At 66.0% G+C, this 10,026-nt stretch carries 10 protein-coding genes and 2 tRNA genes; 8 read left to right on the forward strand and 4 right to left on the reverse strand.

Annotation, left to right across the window (positions count from 1 at the left end):
• From B2R83_RS23125 to B2R83_RS23160, 8 genes are all read left to right on the forward strand, one after another.
• Positions 1-903, forward strand: a 903-nt coding sequence (locus B2R83_RS23125; protein ID WP_292045443.1) for an SbcC/MukB-like Walker B domain-containing protein, incomplete at its 5' end; no start/stop codon positions are given.
• 51 nt (positions 904-954) lie between these two features.
• Positions 955-1,164, forward strand: a complete 210-nt coding sequence (locus B2R83_RS23130; protein WP_027863734.1) for a hypothetical protein — start codon at positions 955-957, stop codon at positions 1,162-1,164.
• Between the two features lie 145 nt (positions 1,165-1,309).
• Positions 1,310-2,461, forward strand: coding sequence for a class I SAM-dependent methyltransferase (locus tag B2R83_RS23135; protein WP_292045444.1), 1,152 nt, complete (start codon positions 1,310-1,312; stop codon positions 2,459-2,461).
• Positions 2,462-2,474: 13 nt separating this feature from the next.
• Positions 2,475-2,551: transfer RNA gene (locus B2R83_RS23140), tRNA-Met, on the forward strand.
• A gap of 82 nt (positions 2,552-2,633) precedes the next feature.
• A complete protein-coding gene (locus B2R83_RS23145; protein ID WP_036207356.1) occupies positions 2,634-2,867 on the forward strand; it encodes a hypothetical protein in 234 nt (77 codons plus the stop codon).
• A 43-nt stretch (positions 2,868-2,910) separates the two neighbouring features.
• Positions 2,911-4,320 carry an ATP-dependent RNA helicase DbpA gene (dbpA, locus tag B2R83_RS23150; protein ID WP_292045445.1) on the forward strand — a complete coding sequence of 470 codons (1,410 nt, stop codon included), beginning with the start codon at positions 2,911-2,913 and terminating at the stop codon, positions 4,318-4,320.
• 162 nt (positions 4,321-4,482) lie between these two features.
• Positions 4,483-5,586, forward strand: a complete 1,104-nt coding sequence (locus B2R83_RS23155; protein ID WP_292045447.1) for a hypothetical protein — start codon at positions 4,483-4,485, stop codon at positions 5,584-5,586.
• Positions 5,583-6,095, forward strand: a complete 513-nt coding sequence (locus B2R83_RS23160; RefSeq protein WP_292045449.1) for a TssQ family T6SS-associated lipoprotein — start codon at positions 5,583-5,585, stop codon at positions 6,093-6,095. The genes B2R83_RS23155 and B2R83_RS23160 overlap by 4 nt, the downstream gene beginning before the upstream one ends.
• Here B2R83_RS23160 and B2R83_RS23165 read toward each other — a convergent pair whose 3' ends face one another.
• The 4 genes from B2R83_RS23165 to B2R83_RS23180 form a co-directional block, all read right to left on the reverse strand.
• On the reverse strand, positions 6,096-7,706 hold the full coding sequence (locus B2R83_RS23165; RefSeq protein WP_292045451.1) for an amidase: 1,611 nt from the start codon (positions 7,704-7,706) through the stop codon (positions 6,096-6,098).
• A 138-nt stretch (positions 7,707-7,844) separates the two neighbouring features.
• Positions 7,845-8,420: an elongation factor P gene (locus B2R83_RS23170; RefSeq protein WP_027863741.1), complete on the reverse strand. Its 576-nt coding sequence runs from the start codon at positions 8,418-8,420 to the stop codon at positions 7,845-7,847.
• 110 nt (positions 8,421-8,530) lie between these two features.
• Positions 8,531-9,703 (reverse strand): elongation factor P maturation arginine rhamnosyltransferase EarP, encoded by a 1,173-nt coding sequence (earP, locus tag B2R83_RS23175; protein WP_292045453.1) that lies wholly within the window; start codon positions 9,701-9,703, stop codon positions 8,531-8,533.
• A gap of 195 nt (positions 9,704-9,898) precedes the next feature.
• A tRNA-Glu gene (locus B2R83_RS23180) sits at positions 9,899-9,974 on the reverse strand.
• Positions 9,975-10,026 lie beyond the last annotated feature (52 nt).

Raw genomic sequence — 10,026 nt, forward strand, 5'->3', positions numbered from 1 at the left:
CTGGCCGACTGGCTGGAGGACTACCGCAAATCGGCCTTCATCAAGGGCCTCGATCCGGTCGAGGACTCGGCCGAACTCGGCCGCCTGCTGGCGGTCGGCGGCACCTGGCTGGCGCAGGAACGTAGCGCACTGGGGGCGCTCGACGCCCAGGTCGCCAGCGCCACCGCCGTGCTGGCGGAGCGCCGCGCCCAGCGCGGACTGCACGCCGAAGGCGCGCCCGAAAGCGGCCTGAGCCTTGAAACCGTGGCCGCCGCCGTCGAAGCCCTGACAAGCGAGCGCCGCGCGGCCCACGACCTGGCCACCGAACTGCGCATGCGCATCGGCCAGGACGACACCCGGCGCGTGCAGGCGCAGGCGGTGCTGGCCGAGATCGAGCGCCAGCAGCTCGAAGAGCAACGCTGGGGCAAGCTGTCCGAGCTGATCGGTTCCAGCGACGGCAAGAAGTTCCGCAATTACGCCCAGCAATTCACCCTCGACGTGCTGCTCGGCTACGCCAATGCCCACCTCGGGCAACTGGCGCGGCGCTACCGCCTCGAGCGCGTCAGCCACAACGGCGCACCCTCGCTGGCCCTGATGGTGCGCGACCAGGACATGGGCGGCGAAGTGCGCTCGGTCAATTCCCTGTCCGGCGGCGAATCCTTCCTGGTGTCGCTGGCCCTGGCGCTCGGCCTGGCCTCGCTGTCCTCGAACCGGGTGCGGGTCGAGTCGCTCTTCATCGACGAAGGCTTCGGCAGTCTCGACACCGACACCCTGGGCGTGGCGATGGATGCGCTGGACGCGCTGCAATCGCTGGGCCGCAAGGTGGGCGTGATCTCGCACGTGCAGGAGATGACCGAACGCATCGCCACCAAGGTGCTGGTGCGCCCGGCGGGGGGCGGCAGCAGCGCGGTCGTGGTCGAGTAGCCGGTGCGGGTGTAGAATGCCGCTCTTCCCGAAACTCACACAGACACTCCCATGAAGCCAGCTCGCTTCCTCACTTTCAAGTGCGCCAAGTGCGCCAAACCGGTCAAGGTCACCCTGCAGAAGGTCTCGGCCTGCTCGCACATCCAGCCTTACCTGGGCGTCTGCGAATGCGGCGAGCCCAAGCGTCACGCCACCGGCAGCCCGGACGCGGTCAAGTCCTATCTCGAATCGGCCGACGGCAACTGGCACCACCATCACTGATCGGCCATCGATGAGCGACACGATGGGGCAACCTGAAGCGCCTGACAAAACCCCGAGGGCAAGGCGCATCGTCGAAGACAGTACGAACGTACGGCGAGACGATGCAACGCAGCCATCGGGGGAATTGTCACGCGCTGTAAGCTGGATGGAAGGCGGAGGCGAGCGCTCGGCGTCCTGGCGCTCGGAAAGCGGCTGGCCGGCGCCGAAGAAGGTGGTCGTCGCCGACGACACCATGAACGCCGACACCGCCTACCGGCTGGCGCTCGAGGGCACCGCCCTGCTCTGGCGCGGCGACTTCCAGAATGCGCGCCAGCTCCTGAGCGCCCTGGTGCGCCGCGTCGAGCACAAGAGCGATCGTGCGCGCCGCGCCAAGGCGGGCAAGGCGCCGTCGACACCAAGCGAACAGTTCCACCGCCACCGCCTGCAGCAGCTGCAGCGTGCGCGCACGCTCGCCATGCTCCTGATCCCCTTCGAGGCCGGCCACGTGATTCCGCTGCGCCGCGCGCCCGACGTGCGCGAAGCCTGCCTCGAGGCCTACGGTCCGGCAGATAGCCCGTATGTCGCTTCGCTGCGCGAACTGCTGGGCGTGATCGGCGCCCACGAATGGCGCCGCAAGGGCGTGCGCATCGCGGCGCTCGATGCGAACATCCACCCGTGGTACGGCGTGTTCTCGCCGGTGCGCGGGGAATACGTCGAGCTGGTGGCCCAGGCTCCGCTGCCCAAGGCTGCAAAGCTGGCCTTCGACATCGGCGCCGGCACCGGCGTGCTATCGGCGGTGCTGGCGCGGCGCGGCATCGAGCGCGTGCTCGCCACCGACATGGATGCGCGCGCACTCGGCTGCGCGCGCGAGAACATCGCCCGGCTCGGCCTGGCCGCCCAGGTCGAGGTGATCCAGGCCGACCTGTTCCCCGAAGGCCGTGCTCCCCTGGTGGTGTGCAATCCGCCCTGGCTGCCCGGCAAGCCCAGCTCGGCCATCGAATATGCGATCTACGATCCCGACAGCCGCATGCTCAAGGGTTTTCTGGGCGGCCTGGCGCAGCACCTGGAACCCGGCGGCGAAGGCTGGCTGATCCTGTCGGACCTGGCCGAGCATCTCGGGCTGCGCACGCGCGAACAATTGCTGGGCTGGATAAGGGATGCCGGGCTCGACGTTGTTGCCCGCCACGACGTCCGCCCGACCCACGGCAAGGCAAGCGACCCCGACGATCCGCTGCACGCGGCCCGCTCGCGCGAAGTGACATCGCTGTGGCGCCTGCGAGCAATCGAAGATTGCACAAGCCGCCGATCCGCGCTATAATCTTTTTCTCAGACGCGGGGTGGAGCAGTCTGGCAGCTCGTCGGGCTCATAACCCGAAGGTCACAGGTTCAAATCCTGTCCCCGCAACCAAATACCGATAAAAGCCCGACTCTTGTAGCCGGGCTTTTGTTTTCTGCGGCAGCAAAAACGACGCAGCGCAGCATCCAGGCAGATGAGAGACAAGAAAGACAACGCGACAATCGACCTGCCGGGCTTCGAGCCGGCCGCACCGCTTGACCCCGTTGTCGAACCGAAGCGCACCGCTCCCCGTGCGCGTCGCGCCTCGCTGAAACAGGAGCAGCTGGAACTGCTCGAAGAAACCGACACCACCGGCCTGCCCGTCTGGCGCCGCGACGAGAACCTCGACCTGACCGGCCTGCCGGTGTGGGCGCCGGCCTCGGCGTAGTCCGTCATATGGCTACACTTGGCCAAACCCTGGCAGGACACCCATGAACACGCAACCCTTCACTTCGCTGCCACTGGCGCCGCGCTTCCTCGCCAACCTTGCCACCCTGGGCTACCACGGGATGACGCCGATCCAGGCCGCCTCGCTGCCGGCGGTGCTGGAAGGACGCGACCTGATCGCCCAGGCCAAGACCGGCAGCGGCAAGACCGCCGCCTTCGGCATCGGCGTACTGCACAAGCTCAATCCGGCCTGGTTCGCGGTGCAGGGCCTGGTGCTGTGCCCGACACGCGAACTGGCCGACCAGGTCGCGAACGAACTGCGCCGCCTGGCGCGCGGCGTCGGCAACGTCAAGATCCTGACCCTGACCGGCGGCGTCGCCATGCGCCCGCAGATCGCCTCGCTCGAGCACGGCGCCCACATCGTGGTCGGCACCCCGGGTCGCATCCGCGACCACCTGGGCCGCCACACCCTCGACCTGTCGAAAGTCCAGACCCTGGTGCTGGACGAGGCCGACCGCATGACCGACATGGGTTTCTACGACGAGATCGAAAGCATCGTTTCTGCCTGCCCGCAGCGCCGCCAGACCCTGCTGTTCTCGGCCACCTATCCGGACGACATCCGCTTCGCCACCGCCGGCTTCCTGGTCGATCCGCTCGAAGTGGCGGTCGAGAGCCAGCACAGCGCGGAAAAGATCGAACAGCGCTTCTACGAGATCGGCTTCGAAGGCCGCGACGAAGCGGTGGCGCAGCTGCTCAAGCACTACCAGCCGGTTTCCACCCTCGCCTTCTGCAACACCAAGGCCCATTGCCGCGAGCTGGCCGATCACCTGCGCGAGCAGGGCTTCTCGGCACTGGCCTTGTACGGCGAACTGGAACAGTGGGAGCGCGACGAGATCCTGGTGCTGTTCGCCAACCGCAGCTGCTCGGTACTGGTGGCAACCGACGTCGCCGCGCGCGGCCTCGACATCGCCAACCTCGACACCGTGATCAATGCCGACGTCTCGAAGGACCCGGAAGTGCACGTGCACCGCATCGGCCGCACCGGCCGCGGCGGCGAAAGCGGGCTGGCGCTGACCCTGGCCGCGCCGAACGAAAAGAAATGGGTGCGCCTGATCGAGGAATACCAGGACGCCCCGGCCGAATGGCACAAGCTCGACGAGCTGGGCGAACACCCCGAAGCAGCCGCGCCGGCCCCGATGCTGACCCTGCACATCGCCGGCGGCAAGAAGGCCAAGCTGCGCCCGGGCGACATCCTCGGCGCGCTCACCGGCGACGCCGGGTTGACCAAGGAACAAGTCGGCAAGATCAACGTCGGCGAGTTCGCCAGCTACGTGGCGCTCGACCGCCATGCCGCCCACGCGGCAGTCGCCAAGCTGAACGACCGCCAGGCGCCGGGTCCGGAATTCGGCGTGATCAAGGGCCGCTACTTCAAGATGCGCTTCCTCGACGTATAAGGCTTTACGGCAGAGTTGTAACGAAGTTGTAACAGCCGCGCACGGTTGGCTCAGCAGCGCCACCGGCGCGGCAAATCTGGCATTATTTGTCAAAATACAAATACCGCGCCGGGACACATTCCGGACAGCTTCCTGCGTGTCAGGGCGCGGCTCGACGCCATGATGACCAGCACTCCCGTAACCCAGCAACAGCAGACCGACGGCCGGACCGTGCGCGAAGTCGTCGAGTTCAACCATGAACTCGTCAACGAAGTCTGGTGCCGGCGCATCTTCCGCCAGATCCTGCAGTCGCTCGAACTGCAGTACGCGATGCAGATGCCGCACCGCCCCATCAGCCCCGACACGGTGCTGGTGCTCGACTCCGGCGACCCGATGCTCCTGCCCTCGCCGGACGTGGGCAGTGCCTGGTCGGAGGCGGGCGACATGCACGACCTGGCCGCCGTGGTCCATTACGCCATCACCCGGGAATATCCGCCCGCGGCGCCGCTGCAGGGGCGGCTGTCCGGCAACAGCGGGGACCAGTACAGCGACAGCTTCGTGACCGCCGTCGACCGCTGCCTGTCGCCCGATCCGGCGCAGCGCCCCCACACCATCGAACAATTGCGCAACCTGCTCGGCATCGTGCCGCTCGGTCCGCCCGTTCCCGCGCAGGCGCTGTCCCCGGTGCCGCCGGAGCCGACGGTGTCCTTCCTCAGCGAACCCGCGCCCGTCAGCGAAAGCAGCGGACTGAAGCGCTGGCTGCTGCTGGTTGCCGCGGCGACCGTCCTGCTGGCGGCCCTCGGCGCCCTGTTCGCCCTGCTGCACGGGGCCGACTCGCGCGACACCGTCACGCTGGCCCTGCCGGGCGACGGCGACACGGCAGCCGCGGCACCTGAAACACCAGGCCCTGCCCCGGCTGTGGCGGGAGCGGACGCCGGCCTGTCCGATCCGTCCATCCTCGCCGCAAGCGATCCTGCCGCACTTCCCACCCCGGCAGCGCCGGCCACCGAGACGCCAGCGGCGACTGGCCAGCCGGCCACGGCGCGCCCGGTAGCAGCCGCGACAGGCGCTACCTATAAACTGGTGATCAAACCCTGGGCCATGGTGCAGGTCGACGGCGTCGACCACGGCGCCAGCCCGCCGCTCAAGCGCCTGACGCTGGCGCCCGGCCAGCACACGATCCGCATCGTCAACCCGAATTTCCCCGAGCACACCGTGATGGTCAACGCCGTCAAGGGCGCATCGGCGACCATCGAACTGGATTTTACTGAAGAGGAGGTGGAGTGAACCTGCGCATCCCGAACCATGGCTTGCGTGCCTGCCTGCTCGGCGCCGTGATGCTGCTCGGCGGCTGCGCCGAATTGAATTCGCAGCTCAATTCCATCATGGGCAAGAACGATCCGCCGCGCACCCGCGCGCGCGTGGACGACCGCTCCCACCCGCGCGCCGAGCGTGTCGAGCGCAACGAGCGTCCGGCCCCGCGTCCGGAGCGCCCGGCCTCGAACCGCGACGACGCCGCCCTGCGCGAAGGCATCGCCCTGTACCACGACGGCGACTTCAACGGCGCGATCAAGCGCTTGAGCTCGAACGACATGAACAGCGGCTCGGTGCGCAACCGCGTCAGCGCGCTCAAGTACACCGCGTTCAGCTATTGCGTGACCAACCGCCCCACCCCATGCCGCCAGGCCTTCGAACGGGCGCTGCGGCTGGATGCGTCCTTCGACCTCAGCCCCGGCGAACAGGGCCACCCGCTGTGGGGGCCGCAATTCGCCAAGGCCAGGCAGAACGTACGCTGATCACAGCTTCACGTTGATAGTCGCGGGATACACCGGCGCGCGGCGGCGCTTCGATGCCTGTTCGTAGGCATAGGCCATCCCGATCAGGGACGCTTCGCTCCACGCCCCGCCGACAAACGAGATCCCCACCGGCAGGCCGCGCGTAAAGCCGGCCGGCACCGTGATGTGCGGATAGCCCGCCACCGCGGCCGGGCTCGAGAAGCTGCCGCCGTAGTGGTCGCCGTTGACGTAGTCGGTGAGCCAGGCCGGACCGCCGGTCGGCGCCACCAGGGCGTCGAGCTTGTGCTCCTTCATCACCTGGTCGATACCTTCGTCGCGCGAATAGCGCAGGTCGTTGGCCAGGGCTTCGCGGTACTCGCGTGCGTCCAGCCCCGGCTTGGCCTGGGCCGCGACCAGGTGTTCCTGCTTGAAGTACGGCATCTCGCGCGCCGCGTTCTTCTCGTTGAACGCGATCACGTCCGCCATGTTCTTGACCGGCGCGTGCGGCGCATAGTTCTTGAGCCAAGCCTCCAGGCCCGGCGCGAATTCGTACAGCAGCACCTGCAGCTCGCTCTCGTTGTACTTGTCGACGTTCGGTACTTTCACGTCGATCAGGGTGGCGCCTTGCGACCTCAAGACTGCCAGTTCCTTCTCGATGATCGCGTCGACCGCGTCATTGCTGCCGAAAAAATTACGCGCCACGCCGATGCGCTTGCCCTTCAGGCCGTCAAGGCGCAGGGCCGCCGCATAGTCGGCCACGCGGTTCTTGCTGTCGGCGGTCGCCTTGTCGTCGGGATCGGGGCCGGCCATGGCGGCCAGCATCAGGGCCGCGTCCGCCACGCTGCGGGTCATCGGGCCGGCCGTGTCCTGCGAATGGGCGATCGGAATGATGCCGCTGCGGCTGAGCAGGCCCAGGGTCGGCTTGATGCCGACGATGCCGCAGGACGAGGACGGCGAGACGATCGAGCCGTCGGTCTCGGTGCCGACGGTCAGGGTGGCCAGGCTGGCCGCCGCGGCGGCGCCCGAGCCCGAGCTGGAGCCGCTGGTATTGCGGTCGAGCGCGTAGGGGTTCTTGGTCTGCCCGCCGCGTCCGCTCCAGCCGCTCACCGACTTGGTGGAGCGCATGTTGGCCCATTCGGACAGGTTGGTCTTGCCGATGATGACGGCGCCGGCATGGCGCAGCAGCGTGACGATATGTGCGTCCTTCACCGCGCGCACGCCGTCGAGGGCGAGCGAACCGGCGCTGGTGCTCATGCGGTCGGCGGTGGCGATGTTGTCCTTCAACAGGACCGGGATGCCGTGCAGCGGACCGCGCAGCCGGCCGCTGGCGCGTTCGCGGTCCATCTCGGCCGCGATCTTGAGGGCATCCGGATTGGTTTCGATCACCGAATTCAGGCGCGGGCCGGCCTTGTCGACGGCGGCGATGCGCGCCAGGTATTGCTGCACCAGGGAGCTTGACGTGAGCTTGCCGGCCGCCATCTGGGCCTGCTGTTCGTGCACGCCGGCATCCAGGATGCCCGCTGCGGCCCCGCCCGGCGCCTTGGGCGCGGCTTGCGCCCCTGCGCTTGCCGCGGTGGCGCCCGCCGCCATGCCTGCGCTTACTCCAAGCCGAACGAAATCCCTGCGTTTCATACACGTCTCCATGTCAAATAATGCATGAGCATAGCAGTAAAAATTACTCATGTGACACGTCGCCGGTGATATCGCCCTGCCGCGTACGGGCGAAAAAAAACGCTGCCGAAGCAGCGTTTTTCCGTGGGCGCTCGAAGCTTAGTTACGAACGACTTTCTTGTACTCGTTGGTACGGGTGTCGATTTCGATAACGTCATCGGTGCTGACGAACAGCGGCACCATCACGGTGTGCTGCTTGGCTTCGATGGCGTTCTCGATCTTGGCTTCCTTCAGGACATTGCCCGAGGTGTTGCCCTTGACGGCCGGCTCCGAGTACACGACCAGGCGTGCGATGGTGGTCGGCAGTTCGACCGAAATGGCCTTGCCGTCGTAGAACACGGCTTCGCATTCCATACCGTCTTTCAGGTAGTTGATGGCGTCGCCCATGTTCTCTTCTTCGATTTCGTACTGGTTGTACTCTTCGTCCATGAAGACGTACAGCGGGTCGGCGAAGTACGAGTAGGTCACCGGCTTCTTGTCCAGCACGACCACGTCGAACTTGTCGTCGCCGCGGAACACGTTTTCCAGCGGGGCGTTGGTCAGAAGATTCTTCATCTTCCACTTGTAGGTGAAGCCCGTGCGGCTCGAACCGTTCACGTCCGAACGCAGCACGATGAATGGCTTGTCTTCGACCATAATGATGTTGCCAACACGGATTTCTTTAGCGAATTTCATAGTAGTTTTACGTAAAAAGTAAGTTGCATTAAATCAGCGGTGGCTATGAGCGAAGAAAGCTTGGGAGCCTACGTTTGATCCTGTGGTATTCGTTACAAACTAACCGCGCATTATACCGGATTTTGCGCAGCAAGCCTCAGTTCGCGGGCGAATTGGAGCAGCTTCGTCGTCAAATCGCCATGGGCGAGTACTTCCCTCCGCCATTCTTCTGCACGAATGGCAATGCGCGGCAATTCGCCTTGCAAGTCCTGCCATGCGGTCGGCATCGGATCGATATCGATGGCGCCATTCCATCCGAGCGAAAAGCGCTCGAGCGCCGGCAATCCGCCCGCATAACGGGCGAGAAACGCGCGCAATTTTTTGTGATGCAGGTTCTCGTCCTGTGGATAGATGTGCCAGACAAAAGGCCGCCCTGCCCATTGGGCGCGGACAAAGGAATCCTCGCCGCGCACGAAGTTCAGGTCGCAGGCCCACAACAGCCGGTCGTAGTCAGGCTGCGGCACGAAAGGCAGCATCCGCACGGTGAGCGCGCCGGCCGTAGCGCTGTCGCCGGCACGCGCGCCGTTCCCCATGCATGCCTGGACCGCCTCGGCCGCCACGCCTTCCGGCACCAGGCAAGTCACCGGCCGGACGCCTTCCGACCAGGCGCGCAGCAGCTCGGCGACCGGCGCATGCGGATAGCAGAACAGCGAGACTTTCAAGGCGTCCATCTCCGCGGCACGCAGGCCGAGGCCGCCGAGGAAGGCCGCCATTGCGGCAGGGTCGGCCTGGAAGGACAGGCGCTCCTCGTCGAGCCCGGCTTCGTGCAGCACGCCGCCGGTCTTCGCGGTAAATCCCGGGAAGAAGAAATGCTTGGTCAGTTTCAGGCGCGGGTGCATGGACGGCAGGCGGTGACAACCCTCCACCCACTCTTCCGCCGTCAGGCCTTCGAGGTTGAACCACACCGGTCGCGGCGTGCGCTGCGCCATGGCCTCGACGTAGCCGGGCGGAATGTCGACCGCAAAGAATTCGATCACGATGTCCGCGACCTCTTCCGGCGCGAATGTGCCTTCCTGGTCGCGCCAGTGACGAACAAGCACGCCCTGCACCGTCTGCGCGGCGGCGGCGACGTCGACCTCCGGGCAGATGCGGCGGAAACTGTGGAGATCGTCGACCCAGAGGCTGACGTGGACGCCGTGTTCGCGCCACAGCTGGCGCGCCAGGCGCCAGCAAATGCCGATGTCGCCGTAGTTGTCGACGACCTTGCAGAACAGGGCGAGGGTAAGAGCTGGAGTGAATGGCATGTCGATACGCGAAAGCGTTGGACAAAATGAAAAACCGGAGCACCTCTCCGCGCAAGCGCGTTGGTCTACTCCGGTTTTATGCTGGCGTCCCCACGGGGATTCNNGGCCTCTAGACGATGGGGACCTTGAACTGTACTTGCTGCTGTTTACTAAAAATCGCACCGCACCGCGGTGTCAATCTTGCTGCCAAATTCTTGGCGTCCCCACGGGGATTCGAACCCCGGTACTCACCGTGAAAGGGTGATGTCCTAGGCCTCTAGACGATGGGGACCCGGACGGTCAGAACTGTTGTTTTTCCTACGTGGTGGAGGTAAGCGGGATCG

The sequence above is a fragment of the Massilia sp. UBA6681 genome (assembly GCF_002454935.1).
In the GTDB taxonomy this organism is placed as follows: domain Bacteria; phylum Pseudomonadota; class Gammaproteobacteria; order Burkholderiales; family Burkholderiaceae_D; genus Telluria; species Telluria varians.

Coding starts and splice junctions, on each gene's coding strand:
- B2R83_RS23130 (WP_027863734.1), top strand. CDS start 955: ATGAAGCCAGCTCGCTTCCTCACTTTCAAGTGCGCCAAGTGCGCCAAA.
- B2R83_RS23135 (WP_292045444.1), top strand. CDS start 1,310: ATGGAAGGCGGAGGCGAGCGCTCGGCGTCCTGGCGCTCGGAAAGCGGC.
- B2R83_RS23145 (WP_036207356.1), top strand. CDS start 2,634: ATGAGAGACAAGAAAGACAACGCGACAATCGACCTGCCGGGCTTCGAG.
- dbpA (WP_292045445.1), top strand. CDS start 2,911: ATGAACACGCAACCCTTCACTTCGCTGCCACTGGCGCCGCGCTTCCTC.
- B2R83_RS23155 (WP_292045447.1), top strand. CDS start 4,483: ATGACCAGCACTCCCGTAACCCAGCAACAGCAGACCGACGGCCGGACC.
- B2R83_RS23165 (WP_292045451.1), bottom strand. CDS start 7,706: ATGAAACGCAGGGATTTCGTTCGGCTTGGAGTAAGCGCAGGCATGGCG.
- B2R83_RS23170 (WP_027863741.1), bottom strand. CDS start 8,420: ATGAAATTCGCTAAAGAAATCCGTGTTGGCAACATCATTATGGTCGAA.
- earP (WP_292045453.1), bottom strand. CDS start 9,703: ATGCCATTCACTCCAGCTCTTACCCTCGCCCTGTTCTGCAAGGTCGTC.